Origin of the sequence: Streptomyces sp. MBT65, assembly GCF_016612545.1 — a bacterium.
In the GTDB taxonomy this organism is placed as follows: Bacteria; Actinomycetota; Actinomycetes; order Streptomycetales; family Streptomycetaceae; genus Streptomyces.
In genome coordinates, this window is record NZ_JAENRY010000073.1 from 1 (window position 1) to 18,352 (window position 18,352).

The following is an 18,352-nucleotide window of genomic DNA, read 5'->3' on the forward strand; positions in this document are numbered from 1 at the left end:
GCCGGACTCATCACCGGCGGGACCGCCGAGGCCGCCACCGCCCGCCAGGTCGAGGCCCTCGACCGGGGCGTCGTCAGCGTCCACACGGACACCGGAAACCTGGTGAGTTGGCGCTGGCTCGGCACCGACCCCGACGACGTCTCCTTCAACGTCTACCGCGCCGGTACGAAGGTCAACCCGTCCCCGATCACCGGCTCCACGAACTACTTCCACGCCGGCGCGCCCGCCCAGGCCGACTACACGGTCCGCGCGATCGTCGGCGGCGTCGAGCAGGCCGACTCCGTCCACGCGATCCAGTTCCGCACCGGCTACAAGGACGTCCCGATCACCCCGCCCGCCGGCGGCACGACCCCTGACGGCGTCGCCTACACCTACGAGGCCAACGACGCCTCCGTGGGCGACCTCGACGGCGACGGCCGGCTCGACTTCGTCCTCAAGTGGCAGCCCACGAACGCCAAGGACAACTCCCAGTCCGGCTACACCGGCGACACGATCCTCGACGGGATCACCCTCGACGGCACCCGCCTGTGGCGCATCGACCTGGGCCGCAACATCCGCTCCGGCGCGCACTACACCCAGTTCCAGGTCTACGACTACGACGGCGACGGCAAGGCCGAGGTCGCCATGAAGACGGCCGACGCCACGGTCGACGGAACCGGCACGGTCATCGGCAACTCGGCGGCGGACTACCGCAATGCGAGCGGCTACGTCCTGTCCGGACCCGAGTACCTGACCATGTTCAACGGGCAGACCGGCGAGGCGATGGGCACCGTCGACTACGTCCCCGCACGCGGCACGGTCTCCTCCTGGGGCGACTCGTACGGAAACCGCGTCGACCGATTCCTCGCCGGCACCGCCTACTTGGACGGCTCCCGCCCCTCCCTGATCATGGCCCGCGGCTACTACACGCGCACGGTCATCGCCGCCTGGGACTGGCGCGGCGGCGCCTTCACCCGCCGCTGGACCTTCGACACCAACTCCTCCACCAACACCGGCAAGGGCTACGACGCCCAGGGCAACCACCAGTTGGCGATCGCCGACGTCGACGGGGACGGCAAGGACGAGATCGTCTACGGCTCGATGGCCGTCGACGACAACGGCTCCGGGCTGTGGACCACCAAGAACGGCCACGGCGACGCCCTGCACGTGGGCGACCTGGACCCCTCCCGCCCGGGCCTGGAGGAGTTCAAGGTCGACGAGGACTCCTCGAAACCGTCCTCGTGGATGGCGGACGCGAGGACCGGCGCGATCATCTGGTCCACACCGGCCAACGGCGACAACGGCCGGGGTGTCTCCGGTGACATCTGGGCGGGCAGCGCCGGCGCCGAGTCCTGGTCCGCGTCGGAGAGCGGCGTCCGCGACCCCAAGGGCACGATGGTGTCCAGCCGCAAGCCCTCCAGCACCAACTTCCTGTCCTGGTGGGACGGCGACCCGGTGCGCGAACTCCTCGACGCCACCCACATCGACAAGTACGGCACGACCGCCGACACCCGCCTCCTGACCGCCTCCGGCGTCCACTCCAAAAACAGCACCAAGGCGACCCCGACCCTGTCCGGCGACATCCTCGGCGACTGGCGCGAGGAGGCCGTCTGGCCCACCACGGACAACACGGCGCTACGGATCTACTCGACCCCGTACGAGACGACGACCAGGATCACGACCCTGCTCCACGACACCCAGTACCGCACGGCCCTGGCCTGGCAGAACACCGCATACAACCAACCGCCCCACCCGAGCTTCTACATCGGCGACGGTATGCCATCTGCACCACGGCCGACTGTCTACACACCATGAGACAGGCGGCTGCGCGCCCCCGTGCGTGCGCGCAGCCGCCCTCTCGGCTCAGGAGACCGCGCAGACCTGGTCACCCACCTTGAACGACGCCGGTTTCGTGTTCACCCCCGACCAGCTCCCCGTGAACCCGAACCTCACCGACGATCCCGCCGCCACCGTCCCGTTCCAGCTCACGTTCCTCGCCGTCGCCGCCGCGCCCGACTGGGCCCAGTCGGCGTTCCACAACTGCCCGATCTGCTGCCCGTCGGCGAAGGACCAGCCAAGTACCCAGCCGTTCCAGGCGGTCGACCCGGTGTTCGTCACCTGCACGTCGGCCTGGAAGCCGCCGGTCCACTGGTTCGTGATCTTGTACGTCACCGTGCAGGCACCCGTGGGCGGCGTCGGATCGGTCCCGCCTCCGCCCCCTCCGTCACCGGCGTCGGACGAGTCGCCGTAGACGACCCCGCGCCCGTTCGTCGACACATACACCCGGCCGTACACCCGCGGGTCCCCGGTGATCGCCGCACCGGTCCAACCCCACTGGTGTGCACCGTCGTTGATCCGTGTCCAGCTCGCGCCCTTGTCGGTCGAGCGGAAGATGCCGCGTACGCCGCCGATCTTCGCGCTGGTGTAGAGCGTCTGGTACGAGGCACCGGTCGCCGCCTTCCCGAAGCCGATCGTGTCGGCCTGGTCGACGTTCGCGAGCCTGGTGAAGCCGGCGCCGCCGTCCGTGGAGTGCCACAGCCCGTACGCCCCGTCGCTCGCCCCGCCCGCCAGCCAGACGTCCCCCTTCGCGCCGGGCAGCGCCTTGAAGCGCACGCTGTCACCGCTGGGCAGTCCGGTCGCCGCCGAGGCCGTGAAGGTCGCTCCGCCGTCCGAACTGACGTAGAACTTCCCCGACTTGAAGCCGTAGAAGGTTTTCGCGTCGACCCGGTCCGACTCGACGATCGCACCTGCCGGGATACCGCTCGACGCCGACCACGACGAACCGAATCCGGCCGTGTACTGCACCCCGGCGCCCGCCGGACTCCACACGAACCGGCTCCCGTCCGCCGCCGCGGCCACCGTCCCGCCACCGCTCACGCCCGAAGGATCCGTCCCCGCGAACCAGTTGGCGCCGTTGTCCGTCGAGAACGCGATGTGCGCACCCGAGTCCACATTGCCCACCCGCACCACGGTGTTGGGGTTGGTCTCCGCGAAGTCGAGGCTCGTGGTCGTCGTGAAGTTCGGCGAAGTGAACATCATCGACGGGACCTTGGTCGGATCCGTGTGCCGGAACCCGCCGATGTCGCCGAGCGCGCTGAGGAGTTGGGCCCCGCCGGACGGGGGAGCGGCGAGGTCGTTGACGGCCGTCTCCTCCAGCCCCTGCACCATCGGCTTCACGGTGAACTGGCCGCCGCTGTCCCAGTTGGTCAGGTTCTCCGTGCCGTAGAGCGTCGCGCCCGTCCCGTACATCATGCGGTTCGAGTCGAACGGGTCGATCTCCAGCGACTCGGTCATCCAGCCGAGTTTCGGGGCCTGTTCGGGCGGCGACGGATTCGCCCCGAAGGTCAACCAGGGGGAGGAGGACACGTCGATCGTGTAGCGGTTCGACCGGTTGGGATACGACGTGTAGTCCCAGGCCTTCGTCCAGGTGCCGCCGCTGTCCGTGGAGCGGAAGATCTGCGTGTCCGGCCACCAGGAGCTGTACGCCGTCGCCATCACGGTCCCGGGATGCTGCCGGTCGACGGTCAGCCCGCTGAAGCCGTAGTAGGTGTCGGCCTCCGCGACCGGGCTGATGTTCGTCCATGCGCCGGTCGCGGTCGCGTACCGCCACACCTGCCCCTTGCCGCCGTCGTACGGCCCACCCTTGTCGCTGTATGCGATGTACAGATAACCGTTGACCGCATCCAGTACACCCTTGTGCGCCAGATACCCGGTGGGCTGCCCGGCCACCCGGCTCCAGGTCGCGCCCGCGTCCGTCGACCGGTACACGGCGTTGGCCTGGTCGGCGACACCGACATAGATCGTCTTCGTCGCGCTGCCGGACGTTCCCGTCGACTCGTCGAAGGTGACCCACACGATGCCCTGGTTGTCGTTGGCGTAGCCGCTCGTGTCGGTCGGATCCTGCACGTAATTGCCGACGTTGGGGAAGTTCGTCACCTGCGACCAGGTGACCCCGGAGTCCGTGGACCGCCACAGCCCCTTGCCGCTGGGCGCGCCCAGATACAGCACGCTGTCCTTGTTCGGATCGACGGCCAGCCGCTCGCCCATGCCGCGCCCCGGCATGTTCCCGCCGAGCTTGAACGGCAGATCGGTCTTCTGCCAACTCGCGCCCCGGTCACCGGACCTGAGCACGGCCCCGTTCGTGGGATCCCAACTGTTCGTATACGTACCGACGGCCGCGTACACCTTGTTCGGATCGACCGGGTCGGACGCGAGACTCACCACCCCGGTGTGCCCCCAGTCGTCCCACCCGACCGAGTCCAGCAACGGCGTCCAGGTCTTCGTCGCCTCTTGCCACCGGTAGGCACCGCCGATGTCGGTCCGGGCGTAGGCGAGGTTCTTCTCCTTCCGGTTGAAGACGATGCCGGGCACGAACCCGCCGCCGTCGATCCGGGCGTTGTGCCAGGTGTAGGTGTCGGCCGCGAGAGCGACGCTTGGGGTGTCGGCGGCGAGAGCGGACGGTGCGCCCGCAAGCAAGCCGGCCGCGAGTGCCAGAACGGCCAGGAGAATTCGGGTTCTTCGCACAGTGGGTTCCTCTCCGAGGGAGGAGCAAGGCACGAGTGCCGGGCGACCCCCAGTGCGGGTGGGGGCCGCCCGGCGGGTAGGCCCCGCCGTCAGGTGACGGAGCCACGCACGCGGAGCTTCGAAGCGGTTCCGTGGGAACTCGGGCGGCCGCAGCGCCCCTTCAGGGGCGCGGGGAACTGCGCGACCAGCCACAACGGACCGGCAGTCAGAAATCCGCCCAACCCACGGAGCGCCTCGCGGGGGCTATTCGAGAAGCTCCGCGTACGACCCCATGGCCAAGGCGATGTCCGCCTGGGCCCAGAACCGGTGATACGTGAAGACAGGCGCGGCCCCGCCCGCCAGATAGCTCTGGATCTTCGACCACGCCGGATCGTTCTTGTAGAAGGACCGCAACGAGGCGAACGTGGAAGCGGAGTTGACCGCGTCCCCGTTCGGCATCGTCCCGGTCCACCCGCTCGGCACATACACGCTGTCGTCGAAGCGGTTGTAGTCCGCGCGGGTCTCCGGAACGGCGATGCCCAGACTGTCCTGGTAGTGGTCCCACATACCGTCGAGCAGAGCCTTCGCCGTCGTCTTCGCGGCGGCGGAACCGGACTTGGCGGCGTAGTACGTCAGCGTCTTGGCATATGCGGCCGCCACACCCACGTCATTGGTGTAGTCGGCGACGGTGACATGAAGTCCCGTGTTCGCACCGGGACTTGACGCGTTCCAGGTGTCGGGCTGCCCCGACCACTGCAACGTGGAGGGGATCAGATAGGTGCCGTCCGGATTGACCGTGGTCTTGGACAGCGCCCACGCCACCCACTTGTCGAGAACTGCCTTCGCACTCGCGTTCCCCGTCTGCTGGTAGTACTCGGCGACCCGCTCCATCGACCACGCCTGGAAGCCGAACCACTGGTTGGACGGCGGGTCGTGATAGACGGGCTGCTGGTCGTAGTACATGCCGTAGAACGTCGACGTCCCGGCCGGCGGGCTCGCGTACCGCCCCTGCCAACTGTTGGTCGCCCCACCGGCGATGGCACCCTCGCTCGACTGCAGCCACCGGTAGAACTCCAACTGCCGGGACAGCGAGGTGCCCCAATCCGCCGCGCCCGTCGTGGACTTGGGCTTCAGGTCGGCGTACGAGCTCAACGCGTAGGCGGCCAAGGGGTTTTGATAGCCGCCGTGCACATGGCTGGACCCGATGCGCCACGCCCAGCCCGCGCTGGTGTCGTTGGCGCCGCCCCACGCGTAGTACCAGGACAGCAGATAGTCCGAGGCGTCCTTGCCGGTCCCGGCCGGGCAGGTGGACGGTCCGACGCAGTTGCCGATTTTCTTGAAGTACTTGTCGTACATGGCATACCGCAGATAGTCGCCCATCTTGGCCGCCTTGCCGACGGTCGCCGAGACGTCACCGCCCTTGCCCTGCTCCTTGGCCCACACGTCGGCCCAGTACGCGGCCTGCACGGCCCGCGCGTCGGCGTCCGGAGCATCGGTGTACTTCCACTGCTTGGCGTACGAGGAGTCACCGGTGAAGAGGTCCAGGTACCCGTTCGTTCCGCCGTACTTGAAGGCGTCACAGGTCGGCTGCGGCACCGTCTCCCACACCGACTCCTGCGCTCCGCGCTGGAAGGTGTTGATGTACGACGGCCCGCTCGCCGTCGGCCCCGCCTCGCACCCGCCGCCCGGCGTGTCGCCGTAGCCGTAGGTGTTGTCGACATCCTCCAGCCAGTGCATACCGTAGACGTCGTCCGTCCCGTATGCGGTCTTCAGTTCACCGGCGATCGGATCCGATCCCACCGGCACCGAGGTGTCGAGCTTCGCCGGATACTCGTTCGGGGTGTCCAGTTCGGGCGCGTACGTCGCCGGCTTCGAAGCGTTGTAGAAGGAGTTGGTCGGCTGGTCGGCGTGGGTCGGGATCATGTACTTCTCCATGAGGGCCCAGGCGCCGTTGAACTTCGACCAGTCGCCCGTCACCTTGCCGTACATCGCCTGCAGCCACAGCAGATAGCTGTACGCCTCCGACGTCGTCTCGTGCCCCTGGTCCGGCGCTTCGACGATCAGGGTCTCCACCGAGTGGTAGGGGATGCCCTGGGGCGAGAAGTAGCCGTTCGCGGGGTTGGTGATCTTCCCGTAGAGGTCCAGGAAGCGGGCGTCGTACGCGTTCGCCGCCGCCAGCTCCGTCACCGTGACCGTCGCCTTGGTGAACCCCGTCGCCGTCGAATCGAAGGACGCCGAACCGGTACCGGTCGCGTCGGCGGTGAGGGTCACCGTCTGCGCGGTGTTCCAGCTCGACGGCGTGAAGGTGAGCGACGCGCCGCCGGTGACCGACAACCCCGTGTTGCCGCTCGCGCGAGCTGTCGTCACGGTCACGTTCGACGACGGCTGCGAGGACAGCGACACCGCGTACGTGCCCGACTTCCCCTGCTGGACGCCCAGTTGGGTGGGCGAGGCCACGATCGCCGGTCCCGATGCGACCGTGATGCCGACCGGCGTGGACGCACCGGACGCGCCCAGGCTGTCGTACGCCTTCGCGACCAGCGAATGACTGCCCACGGACAAACTGGAAGCCGAGAGCGAGTACGGCGAGCTCGTGTCCGTGCCGAGCAGCGTGGTGTCGTCGTAGAACTCGACCTTGCTGATCGTCGCGTTGTCGGCCGCCGCCGCGGTCGCCGCGAGCGGGACCGCGGCCCCCTGTGTGTAGATCGCGCCCGCGCTCGGGCTGGTCAGCACGGTGATCGGCGGCTGATGCGCGCCGACGCAGGTCGTGCCGTTGATCGCGAACGAGGTGGGCGCGGTGTTGGTCCCGCTGTAGCTGAACTGCGCGCCGGTGGAGACGGCGGCGCCCGCGGCGATCGTGCCGTTGTACGACGCGTTCGTCACCGTGACGGCGCTGCCGGACTGGGACCAGGTGCCGTTCCAGCCGTTGCTGAGCTTCTGGTTGCCCGTGTAGGCGTAGGTCAGGGTCCAGCCGTTGATCGCGTCCGTACCCCGGTTGGTGAGGATCAGATCCGCGGTGAAGCCGGAGCCCCAGTCATTGGTCTTGTAGTCCACGCTGCACTGAACTGTCGCCGCCTGAGCGGGAGTTGTGCCCGTCGCGAGCATCGAGACGGGAAGCGCGAAGGCCGCCACGACAGCGGTCCACAGTCGCCGCGTCAAACGGCGTCTCCTTCTGGGGTGCATGTGCTGGTTCCTCCTTGCGGCTCGGAGGGGTGGGGGCGGAGCAGCAACAAGCCTTGAACCAGTGGGAGCGCTCCCATCGTGGGGACGGGGGTGAGAGCCGTCAAGGTGCTTACGCAGTCGAAAAGATTCGACAGCCGTGGGTTGAGGGAAAGTCAGCGAAAGTCTGTGACTCCCCTGTCCTTTACCGTCACTTGGCGCTACCTTCCTGGACACCAGTGGGAGCGATTCCGTCAGTCGACGCGTCCTTGCGACGCGCCCGAGCTGCAAGGAGTCGCTCATGCGACACCCCCCGCGTTCAATGCTTTTAGCCGTGGCCGGCGCGACCGCCCTTGTCGGGGCGATGGTCGTTCCGGTGGTCACGGCGTCCGGTGCCACTCCCGCGTGCACGGTGACCTACTCGGTCACCAGCCAGTGGGACACCGGATTCCAAGGTGCAGTGCAGATCACCAACAACATGGCACCGGTGAGCAGTTGGAGCCTGAGCTTCGAGTTCACCGGCGGCCAGAAGGTCACCCAGGGCTGGAACGCCAAGTGGTCCCAGTCCGCCACGACGGTCACCGCCACCAACGAGAGCTGGAACGGCTCGCTCGGCACCGGCGCGAGCGTCGGCGCCGGCTTCCTCGCCAACTGGTCCGGGAGCAACGCCGTACCGTCCGCGTTCAAGCTCAACGGCACGACCTGCAACGTCGATTCGGAGCCGACACCACCCACGTCGCCGCCTCCGACCTCACCGCCGCCCAGCGGCACCGCGCCCGCACTGCACGTCTCCGGGAACAAGCTGGTGGACGCCGGCGGCACCAACCGCCGCCTGCTCGGCGTCAATCGCTCCGGCGGCGAGTTCATGTGCGTGCAGGGCTACGGCATTTGGGACGGCCCGGCGGACGACGCGGCCGTCGCGGCGATCGCCGACTGGAAGGCGAACGTGGTCCGCATTCCGCTCAACGAGGAGTGCTGGCTGGGCCTTTCGAACATCAAGCCCGAGTACGCGGGCGCCAACTACATCGCCGCCGTCAAGGACCTGGTGGCGAAGGTCGAGGCGCACGGCATGACCCCGATCGTCGAACTGCACTGGACCTACGGCCAGTACACCGGCAACTCGGCGGGCTGCTCCGACGTGCACGCCACCTGCCAGAAGCCGATGCCGGACGCGCAGTACACCCCGTCGTTCTGGTCCTCGGTCGCCAGCACCTTCAAGGGCGACCAGGCCGTCGCGTTCGACCTGTTCAACGAGCCGTATCCGGACCGCGCCACCTCCACGACCACGCAGGCCTGGCAGTGCTGGCGGGACGGCGGCACCTGCCCCGGCATCGGGTATGAAGTCGCCGGTATGCAAGATCTCGTCGACGCCGTACGGTCGACCGGAGCCACGAACGTGATCATGGCCGGCGGGCTCGCGTACTCGAACGACCTGAGCCAGTGGCTGGCCTACAAGCCGACCGATCCGACCGGCAATCTCGTCGCCGCGTACCACGTGTACAACTTCAACACCTGCGCGAGCGAGAGCTGCTGGAACTCCACACTCGCCCCCGTCGCGGCCCAAGTACCGCTGGTGGCAGGGGAGATCGGCGAGAACACCTGCTCGCACGCCTTCGTCGACCAGGTCATGAAGTGGTTCGACGACCGCGGGCTCTCGTATCTCGGCTGGACCTGGAACACCTGGGACTGTTCCGCCGGTCCGTCCCTGATCTCCGACTACGCCGGTACGCCCACGGCGTACGGCATCGGGCTGCGCGACCATCTGCGCGCCCTCAACGGATAGGCGCCCCCGCACACCGACAGCGCACATCAACAGCGCACTTCAACGGCACACATCGAACAGCGCACACCGCAGCACCCGCATCCAACTTCCTTACCAGACAAGGAAACCCGCACTCATGAGCCGTACCAGAACAGCGTTGCTCGCTGCCTTGGTGCTCGTCGCCGGGGCCTCGGGGACGGCGGTCGCCGCCGCCCCCTCGGCGGACGTCGGCATCGCCGCGATCCCCTGCAGCGTCGACTACAAGGTGCAGAACCAGTGGGACACCGGCTTCACCGCCGCCGTCACGGTCACCAACAACTCGGCCGCCAAGTCGAGTTGGGCCGTGAAGTGGTCGTACGCCGGCAATCAGAAGGTCACCAGCGGCTGGAACGCGAAGATCAGCCAGAGCGGGACCGCCGTCACGGCGGCCAACGAGACCTACAACGGGAGCCTGGCGACCGGGAGTTCGGTGAGCTTCGGCTTCAACGCCTCCTACAGCGGCACCAACGCGCTCCCCACCACCTTCACCCTCGACGGCGTGACCTGCAACGTCGACGACGGCAGCGGCGGGGGAGGCGGTGGCGGCACCGATCCCGGCACCCGGGTCGACAACCCGTACGCGGGCGCCAAGGTGTACGTGAACCCGGAGTGGTCCGCGAAGGCCGCCGCCGAGACCGGTGGCAGCCGGATCTCCAGCCAGCCCACCGGAGTCTGGCTCGACCGCATCGCCGCCATCAACGGTGTCAACGGCGGGATGGGCCTGCGCGCCCACCTCGACGCGGCGCTCGCCCAGAAGGGCACCGGCCAAGAGGTCGTCCAACTCGTCGTCTACGACCTGCCCGGACGCGACTGCGCGGCCCTCGCCTCGAACGGAGAGCTCGGCCCGACCGAAATCGGCCGCTACGAGACCGAGTTCATCGACCCGATCGCCGCGATCCTCGCCGACACCAAGTACAGCTCGCTGCGGATCGTCACCACGATCGAGATCGACTCGCTGCCCAACCTCGTGACCAACACCGGCAGCAAGGCCACCGCCACCCCGCAGTGCGACACGATGCTCGCCAACGGCAACTACGTGAAGGGCGTCGGCTACGCGCTGAACAAGCTCGGCGCGATCCCCAACGTCTACAACTACATCGACGCCGGACACCACGGCTGGCTCGGCTGGGACGACAACTTCGCCCCCTCCGCGAACCTCTTCTACCAGGCCGCCAACGCCGAGGGCGCGACCGTCAACGACGTGGCCGGCTTCATCACCAACACCGCCAACTACAGCGCCCTGAAGGAGAACAACTTCACGATCAACGACAGCGTCAACGGTGTCTCCGTGCGCCAGTCCAAGTGGGTCGACTGGAACCGCTACGTGGACGAGCTGTCGTACGCCCAGGCGTTCCGCAACCAGTTGGTGTCCGTGGGCTTCAACTCCGGTATCGGCATGCTGATCGACACGTCGAGGAACGGCTGGGGCGGCTCGGCCCGGCCCACCGGTCCGGGTGCGACGACCAGTGTGGACACGTACGTCGACGGTGGCCGCTACGACCGCCGGATCCAGGTCGGCAACTGGTGCAACCAGTCCGGTGCCGGCCTCGGCGAGCGCCCGCAGGCCGCCCCCGCGACCGGGATCGACGCCTATGTGTGGATGAAGCCGCCGGGTGAGTCCGACGGCTCCAGCACCGCCATCGCCAACGACGAGGGCAAGGGCTTCGACCGCATGTGCGACCCGACGTACACGGGCAACGCCCGCAACGGCAACAACATGTCGGGCGCGCTGCCGAACGCTCCGCTGTCCGGGCACTGGTTCTCGGCACAGTTCCAGCAGCTGATGGCGAACGCGTACCCGCCCCTGTAGATCGGATACAGAGGGCGTCTACAGAAAGCGCCGACAGTAATCGGATACTGCACCGCACATGGCATACACCTCTCAGCCCCCCGCCCCCGCGCCCCGTCCCTTTGGGGCGTGGGGGTCAGCCCTCGCCGGCCAGACCCCGGCGGATCGAGAACTCCACCGCCGAGTAGTCGCCGTCGGGGCGGTCCAGCTCGAAGGGGACCGCCGGGTCCAGTGGAGGTTGTGCCAGGAAGCGCGGGGCGGTGCCGTGGTTCGGCTGGGCCGCGTGGACCAGGAAGGGGTGGCACAGGTACACGTCACCGGGGCGGCCGGTGGCGTACGCGAGCGGGCGGTGGGCGGTGGCCTCGACCAGCCGAGGGGCGATCGCCATGAAGGACACCCCCGCCTCGCCGTACGGCTCCAGGAGCGGCGGTACGTCGAGGTGCGAGCCGACGCGGATACGGGTCGGGGCGTTGTCCTCGGTCACCTCGGTGAACAGGAACAGCATCAGCAGCGCCCGGTCCCGCGACCGCAGATTGGCGTACGGCCAGGTCTCGCCCTCGGGGGTGTAGCTCCCGTCGATGTGCCAGCCGGCGTCGTCGGGTTCGTCTTCGTGCGGGAAGCGGAGCGGGAAGGCGCCCAGGCCGTAGCGCGTCGCCCAGCGTCCTTCGCCGACCAGGAGGTCGAACGCGTCGTGCAGGGCGGGGGAGTTGGCGGCCGCGGCGAACGGGCCCTGCCCCATGCCCGGTACCCACACCACGGGATCCTTCCAGGTGCCGGGGTCCTCCGCGTCGTAGCCCGTCTCCCGCCACAGCAGTCGCGCGCAGTCCGCGGCGACGCGTGGCGGGAAGGCGCCCTCGATCTTCACGAACCCGTCTTCGAGAAAGCGTTCCACCATCGCGTCGTCCATGCGGGCATGGTCGGCGACGGACGCCCTCCGACGCACCTCATTTTTTGCCGCTTCGGCAAGGTGAGTGGCCGCCGGACGGTGCGTCGGCGCAGGCTGGCGGCACGCGGACGAGAGGCTGACCACCATGGCGCACGAGCACGACGAGAAGCACGCCCACCACGACGACAAGCACGCCCATTACGACGAGAAGCAGACCCGTCACCACGACCACACCGACATCGACTGGGCGGTCATGGGCCCCCTGCTGGAGACCCAGGCGGAGTTGTTCGCGCCGCTGTACGAGCGGGCGATGGCGTGGCTCGCGAAGGAGCGGACCGATCCGGGGCTGATCGTCGACGTGGGCAGTGGACCCGGTGTGGTCGCGTGTCTGTTCGCGGAGACGTTCCCCGGTGCCCGGGTCGTCGCGGTGGACTTCTCCGAACCCCTCCTGGAGCGGGCCCGTGCCCGCGCCGAACGGCAGGGCTTCGGTGACCGGTTCGGCACGCTCGCCGGTGAACTGCCCGAGGTGCTGGCCGAGTTGGAGTACCCGGCCGACCTCATGTGGGCCAGTCGCAGCCTGCACCACCTCGGTGACCAGCGTGCCGGTCTCGCCGCGTTCGCGCAGCGGCTCGCGCCCGGCGGCACCCTCGCCATCATGGAGGGCGGCCTGCCCTCGCGGTTCCTGCCGCGCGACTTCCGCATCGGCCGCCCGGGCCTGGAGGCGCGGATCGACGCGATCGAGGCCGAGTGGTTCGCGCAGATGCGTGCCGACCTGCCCGGCGCCGTCACCGAGACCGAGGACTGGCCCGCCCTCCTGGCCTCCGCAGGCCTCAAGCACACCGGCAGCCGCAGCTTCCTCCTCGACCTGCCCGCCCCGGCCCCGGACCGTGTCCGCGCGTATGTCGCGACCTGGCTGACCCGCGTCCGGGACGTCTACGGCGAGGCCCTGGACGCCGAGGACCGGGCCGCCCTGGACCGGCTCGTCGACCCCGAGGACGCGGCGAGTGTGCACCGGCGCGCCGATGTGTTCGTGCTCGCCGCGCACACCGTGCACACGGCGGTGCGGACGAGCTGAAAGGGCCTGTGATCTCGGCGGCTTGACTTCGAGAGTGCTCAAGATGATGAACTGCACCTCCAAATGTGCGGAGTTCACCGACCCACGGGGGCACCATCATCATGAACGACAACTCTCACGTCGCGCTCATAACCGGCGGCGGCAGCGGAATCGGCGCCGCCGTCGCCCGCCAACTCCTCAGCGCCGGGGGCCGGGTGGCCGTCACCGGCCGCAGCGAGCAGCGGCTGTACGCCTTCTCCGCCCAACTGGGCCACCCCGAGGGCCTGTTGACGATCCCCGGGAGTGCCGCGGAGTACGTCGAGGTGCAGGCCGCCGTGGAGACGACGTTGAAACGGTTCGGGCGGCTGGACGCGGTCGTCGCCAACGCCGGGGTCGCCACCCACGACGCGGTCGCCGACGGTGACCCGGAGGGGTGGACCGAGATGGTGCTGACCAACGTCCTCGGTCCGGCCCTGCTCATCCGGGCGTCCGTCGACGCGCTGAAGCAGACGCACGGCCGGATCGTGCTGATCGGCAGCGTCGCCGGGTTCGTGCACACGCCGGGCAACATCTACGGCGCCACCAAGTGGGCGATGACCGGTCTCGCCGAGAACACCCGGCGCCAGGTCACGGAGTTCGGCATCGGGGTGACCCTGGTCGCCCCGGGCCGGGTGGAGACCCCGTTCTGGGACGGCAACGGCAGCCTGCCGCCCGGCCATCTGCTCACCGCCGACCAGATCGCCGACACGATCCTGTGGTCGATCCGGCAGCCCGCCGGCGTCGACATCAACACCGTCGTCGTACGACCGATCGGGCAGCCCAACTGACGTACCCGACCCAACTCGCCCACGGGGAAGGCCCGTTGTCGCGACCGCTCGCGACAACGGGCCAACTCCTTCTCGTTTGCGGTCAGTTGTTCTGCAGGAACTGCTTCGCGAGCGTGTCGCCCAGCGAGACCGCCGCGCTGTGGCTCTCGATGGGGGAGACCGTCGAGTTCTTGAACAGGATGTATGTCACGCCGGAGTCGGCGCCGCCGGTCGCCGGGTCGGGGTCGATGCCGAGGGCCTTGGCGGTGGCGTAGGAGGCCTCGCCGATGATGTTGGTGGGGCCGGTGTCGCCGACGACCGCGTACTCGACCTTGTTGTTGTAGATCACGGCGACCACACCGCCGCCCTTGATGCCGTAGCTGGAGTACTTCCAGATGCTGCTGGAGCTGGGTACCACGATGTACGGGAGTGAATCCGCCTTCAGGGGCTGGCCGTTGGACTGGTGGAACGCCGTGTCGTCCTGGTACCAGGGGTCGGCGTTCTCGTTGCACTTCGAGGTGCGCTGGCCGTCGCAGTCGATGTCCATGTCGGCCTTCCAGAACACGGCACCGTTCTTGCCGCAGACCGGAATGGTGGCCGAAGTCTCGTCGTCGGTGCGGTACTTGCCGTTCGATATCTGCGAGCAGGACGTCACCTTGGAGAGCAGGTCGGCCGCGCTGACCGTGCCCTCCTGAGCCGACTTGGGGGTGGCGCCGGAGGCACTCGCGGGGAGTACTCCGGCGGCGAGGAGGGCGGCACCTGAGGCCGCGGCGAGGGTCAGTGTTCGCATGCGCACTGTGGGGGACCCTTCTGTTAGGAAAGTTTCCTTACCGGGTGCGCAACAAGGTGCCCCGTCCGCATGCCCGCGTCAAGACCCTGGTACGAACCAAGTGGGTCACGGGTACGGAAAAACGAAGCGCCCCGGAGCCATGCAGCTCCGGGGCGCCCGCACCACCTGGGGTTCAGGCCAAGTGCCTTGGTTTCAGGCCGCGTTGAACGTCGACGGGTCGGGACCCAGCCGGCGGTCCTCGTTCAGCGCGCTGATCGCCGCGAGGTCCTCGGTGTCCAGGCTGAAGTCGAAGACCTCGATGTTCTCCTTGATCCGCGACGGCGTCACGGACTTGGGGATCACCACGTTGCCGAGCTGGATGTGCCAGCGCAGCACCACCTGGGCCGGGGTGCGGCCGTGCTTCTGGGCGATGGCGACGATCGCCGGGACCTCCAGGAGGCCCTTGCCCGAGCCGAGCGGCGACCAGGCCTCGGTCGCGATGCCCTGCTCCGCCTGGTACTCGCGCCCTGCCCGCTGCTGGAGCTGCGGGTGCAGTTCGATCTGGTCGACGGCCGGGATGACCGAGGTCTCCGCGATCAGCCGGGCCAGATGGTCGGGCTCGAAGTTGGAGACGCCGATGGCCCGCACGCGGCCGTCCGCGTGCAGCTTCTCGAACGCCTTGTAGCTGTCGACGTACTTGTCCCGGGCCGGGGTGGGCCAGTGGATCAGATACAGATCCAGGTACTCCAGGCCGAGCTTCTCCAGCGACACGTCGAACGCGCGCAGGGTGGCGTCGTACCCCTGGTCGGCGTTCCAGAGCTTGGTGGTGACGAAGAGGTCCTCGCGCGGTACGCCGGATGCTGCGATGGCCTTTCCGGTGCCCTCTTCGTTGCCGTAGATCGCAGCGGTGTCGATGCTGCGGTACCCGGCCTCGAGCGCGGTGGCCACCGCCCGCTCCGCCTCGTCGTCCGGCACCTGCCAGACGCCGAAGCCCAGCTGGGGCATCTCGACACCGTTGTTGAGGATGATCGGGGGGACCTTGCTGCTCACGAGCTCTCGATCCTTCAGTCGTCGGTTGGTACTCACATCGTCAACGATCACGGACCGTGCCGCATTCCTGACCGCGAGATCCGGCCGGACCCACCGGCGGATCGGTGCCGTCAGCCGAAGAATGGCGAGAAATGCATCCGACCTTTTTCGGTCCGGACCATTGACCGCGGACCGTCATGCCGCAACGCTGAAGCACGCCGTCGGACGTGTCCGTGAACACGATACGCCCATGTGAACACTCGCACCTGTCTGCGCTCTGAGACCCCCCACCCCGCAGGAGACCAGGTATGCGCACACGAGCGGGATGCTGCCGAGGATCCGGTGGGCAGCACATCGTATGCATGAAACATCGGATGAAAAGGTGTGGTGAAGGCCTCGTTGACCACGGGCCGGCATGGCGAACCGACCAGCTGGGGAGCGTGGGTGTTTCTCCGCCCTGACCGACTGATCGGTCGGTCAATAGGGGAGGGGGCGGCGCGGCGATCCCGTGCGTCGGCCCCGAGCCCGCCGAACCCGTCCTGCCCACCCGACCCAACCGCACCCGAAAGGGAGGAACATGAGACGCCGACGTCTGCGAACGGCCCTGACCGCGGCAGCCCTCGCCACCGCCACCCTGACCGCGGCGGCCCCGCCGCACGAGACGCCCGCGGCGACGAGCCGTCCGGCCGCCGCGCCCGACTGGTCCGTGGCCGTGGTCGACTCCACGACGGCCCGCTACACACCCAGCACCATCGGCGGCTGGTCGTACCCGGTCGGCCTCTACCTCTACGGCCAGTACCTCACGTACGAGCGCACCCACGACGCCCGCTACCTGACCTACATCAAGAGCTACGTCGACCGTTTCGTGAAGAGCGACGGCTCGATCGACCAGTCCTTCAACAGCCTCGACAGCATGCAGGCCGGCCGCCTCCTGGTGATCCTGCACCACGAGACCGGCCAGGACCGCTACCGCAAGGCGGCCAAGAAGATCCGCGACCGCCTCGACACCTACCCGCGCACGAGCGACGGCGGCTTCTGGCACGCCGACAGCAGCAGCCGCGCCCATCAACTCTGGGCGGACGGCGTCTACATGGTGAACCCGTTCCTCGTCGAGTACGGCAAGGAGTTCGGCGACAGCGCGTACACGAACGACGAGGCGTCGAAGCAGCTGTACGTCTACGGCAGCCATCTCCAGGTCGCGAACGGCCTGTTGAGGCACGCCTACGACGAGTCGCGCACCGCGAGCTGGGCCGATCCGGCGACCGGACTCGCGCCGGAACACTGGTGCCGGGCGGTCGGCTGGTACGCGATGGCCATCACGAACGTCCTCGACGCACTCCCCGCCGACCACCCGCGACGGCCCCAACTCCTCGCCGTCTTCCGCCGGTTGGCGGCCGGACTGGAGAAGTACCAGGACCCGGCGACCGGCCGCTGGTTCCAGGTCGTGGACAAGGGCGCCCGCAGCGACAACTGGCCCGAGACATCCTGCTCCAGCATGTTCACCTACGCCCTCTCGCGCGGCGCCCAACAGGGCTACCTGGACCGGCACTTCGCCGACGTCGCCCGGCGCGGCTACGAGGGCGTCCTCGCCAAGCTCTCGGTCGGCGCCGACGGCCGCACCGACCTCGCCGACATCTCCGTCGGCACGAACGTCGGCGACTACGCGTACTACGCCGCCCGCACCAGGGCCGTGAACGACTTCCACGGCCTGGGCGCCTTCCTGATCATGAACGAACAACTGCGAGGTGATTAGTGTCATGAGCGCGTCCAGAAGGGCGGTTCTCGGAGCCGCTCTCGGCGGAGCCGCCGGCGCGGCGGTCGGCCTGTCTGCCGTCACCCCCGCGTACGCGGCCTCCTGGCAGCAGAAGTGGGCGCCGACCGCGACCGGCGACGGCCTCGGCGCCTTCGAGACCGTCGAGGACGACCGTGCCGACTCGCACCCGGCCGGGCACCCGCACATCTACACCACCGGTGACAACTGGCGCTTCACCATGCATACGGTCGACCGCGACACGTCGACCGACCGGCAGCGCCAGGAGGTCACCGGTCTGCGCACCGGCGGCAGCAGCTACCTCAAGTGGACCCAGGGGCAGACCTGGCGGATCACGTACTCGATGTACATCCCCAGCTCCCTGAAGGCGACCACGACCTTCACGCACATCATGCAGATGAAGCAGCCCGGCAGCGGGACCTCGCCGATCGTCGTGCAGTCCCTGCGGCGCGTGAACGGCGTGCAGACCATCGAGTTGAACCTGCCGATCGCCGGTGTCCTGGTCGGCCGCACCGACCTCGATCCGCTGCACGACCGCTGGACCGACGTCGACTTCCAGATCAAGGTCGGCGACGGCACGGCCGGGTCGGTCCGCTGGATCCTCAAGTCCGGCTCCACGACCGTGATCGACAAGTCGCGGACCGGCGTCGACACCTTCCTCGCCGACCGCGTGCGCCCCAAGTGGGGCATCTACCGCTCCCTCGGAGACACCTCCGGGTCTCTTCAGGACACCTACCTCCTGCTCACCGATCTCCGCGGCTACCAACTCGTGTGAGGAGCCCGTTCCGTGAAACCCCCCACGAAGT

The 18,352-nt window shown here is 68.5% G+C and carries 12 protein-coding genes; 7 read left to right on the plus strand and 5 right to left on the minus strand.

Annotated elements, in window-relative coordinates; translation table 11 throughout:
- On the plus strand, positions 1–1,794 hold a 1,794-nt coding region (locus JHN63_RS18540), incomplete at its 5' end, for a rhamnogalacturonan lyase (RefSeq protein ID WP_200682192.1).
- A gap of 48 nt (positions 1,795–1,842) precedes the next feature.
- Here JHN63_RS18540 and JHN63_RS18545 read toward each other — a convergent pair.
- A complete protein-coding gene (locus JHN63_RS18545; protein WP_200682193.1) occupies positions 1,843–4,503 on the minus strand; it encodes a cellulose binding domain-containing protein in 2,661 nt (886 codons plus the stop codon).
- 243 nt (positions 4,504–4,746) lie between these two features.
- Positions 4,747–7,665, minus strand: a complete 2,919-nt coding sequence (locus tag JHN63_RS18550; RefSeq protein ID WP_200682194.1) for a glycoside hydrolase family 48 protein — start codon at positions 7,663–7,665, stop codon at positions 4,747–4,749.
- A 277-nt stretch (positions 7,666–7,942) separates the two neighbouring features.
- Between JHN63_RS18550 and JHN63_RS18555 the strand changes: the two genes are divergently transcribed.
- Positions 7,943–9,424 carry a cellulase family glycosylhydrolase gene (locus JHN63_RS18555; protein ID WP_200682195.1) on the plus strand — a complete coding sequence of 494 codons (1,482 nt, stop codon included), beginning with the start codon at positions 7,943–7,945 and terminating at the stop codon, positions 9,422–9,424.
- A 115-nt stretch (positions 9,425–9,539) separates the two neighbouring features.
- On the plus strand, positions 9,540–11,252 hold the full coding sequence (locus tag JHN63_RS18560; protein ID WP_200682196.1) for a glycoside hydrolase family 6 protein: 1,713 nt from the start codon (positions 9,540–9,542) through the stop codon (positions 11,250–11,252).
- Between the two features lie 115 nt (positions 11,253–11,367).
- Here JHN63_RS18560 and JHN63_RS18565 read toward each other — a convergent pair whose 3' ends face one another.
- Complete coding sequence (locus tag JHN63_RS18565; protein WP_200682197.1) at positions 11,368–12,138, minus strand: phytanoyl-CoA dioxygenase family protein; 771 nt, start codon at positions 12,136–12,138, stop codon at positions 11,368–11,370.
- Positions 12,139–12,262: 124 nt separating this feature from the next.
- Between JHN63_RS18565 and JHN63_RS18570 the strand changes: the two genes are divergently transcribed.
- Together JHN63_RS18570 and JHN63_RS18575 are read left to right on the plus strand one after the other, a co-directional pair.
- Entirely contained in the window at positions 12,263–13,192 is a 930-nt protein-coding gene (locus JHN63_RS18570) for a trans-aconitate 2-methyltransferase (RefSeq protein WP_200682198.1), read from the plus strand.
- Between the two features lie 101 nt (positions 13,193–13,293).
- On the plus strand, positions 13,294–13,998 hold the full coding sequence (locus tag JHN63_RS18575; RefSeq protein ID WP_200682199.1) for an SDR family oxidoreductase: 705 nt from the start codon (positions 13,294–13,296) through the stop codon (positions 13,996–13,998).
- Positions 13,999–14,080: 82 nt separating this feature from the next.
- On the opposite strand, the gene JHN63_RS18580 is transcribed toward JHN63_RS18575, so the two are convergent.
- Positions 14,081–14,773 (minus strand): glycoside hydrolase family 75 protein, encoded by a 693-nt coding sequence (locus tag JHN63_RS18580; RefSeq protein WP_200682200.1) that lies wholly within the window; start codon positions 14,771–14,773, stop codon positions 14,081–14,083.
- 186 nt (positions 14,774–14,959) lie between these two features.
- Positions 14,960–15,796: an aldo/keto reductase gene (locus JHN63_RS18585; protein WP_200682201.1), complete on the minus strand. Its 837-nt coding sequence runs from the start codon at positions 15,794–15,796 to the stop codon at positions 14,960–14,962.
- Positions 15,797–16,352: 556 nt separating this feature from the next.
- Here JHN63_RS18585 and JHN63_RS18590 point away from each other — a divergent pair.
- Positions 16,353–17,528 (plus strand): glycoside hydrolase family 105 protein, encoded by a 1,176-nt coding sequence (locus JHN63_RS18590; RefSeq protein ID WP_200682202.1) that lies wholly within the window; start codon positions 16,353–16,355, stop codon positions 17,526–17,528.
- A 4-nt stretch (positions 17,529–17,532) separates the two neighbouring features.
- Entirely contained in the window at positions 17,533–18,321 is a 789-nt protein-coding gene (locus JHN63_RS18595; protein WP_200682203.1) for a Tat pathway signal sequence domain protein, read from the plus strand.
- Positions 18,322–18,352: the final 31 nt, after the last annotated feature.

What these genes read in the sequence shown, in the direction of transcription:
- JHN63_RS18595 (WP_200682203.1), top strand. Translation starts at nt 17,533, where the DNA reads ATGAGCGCGTCCAGAAGGGCGGTTCTCGGAGCCGCTCTCGGCGGAGCC.
- JHN63_RS18590 (WP_200682202.1), top strand. Translation starts at nt 16,353, where the DNA reads ATGAGACGCCGACGTCTGCGAACGGCCCTGACCGCGGCAGCCCTCGCC.
- JHN63_RS18575 (WP_200682199.1), top strand. Translation starts at nt 13,294, where the DNA reads ATGAACGACAACTCTCACGTCGCGCTCATAACCGGCGGCGGCAGCGGA.
- JHN63_RS18555 (WP_200682195.1), top strand. Translation starts at nt 7,943, where the DNA reads ATGCGACACCCCCCGCGTTCAATGCTTTTAGCCGTGGCCGGCGCGACC.
- JHN63_RS18550 (WP_200682194.1), bottom strand. Translation starts at nt 7,665, where the DNA reads ATGCACCCCAGAAGGAGACGCCGTTTGACGCGGCGACTGTGGACCGCT.
- JHN63_RS18560 (WP_200682196.1), top strand. Translation starts at nt 9,540, where the DNA reads ATGAGCCGTACCAGAACAGCGTTGCTCGCTGCCTTGGTGCTCGTCGCC.
- JHN63_RS18565 (WP_200682197.1), bottom strand. Translation starts at nt 12,138, where the DNA reads ATGGACGACGCGATGGTGGAACGCTTTCTCGAAGACGGGTTCGTGAAG.
- JHN63_RS18570 (WP_200682198.1), top strand. Translation starts at nt 12,263, where the DNA reads ATGGCGCACGAGCACGACGAGAAGCACGCCCACCACGACGACAAGCAC.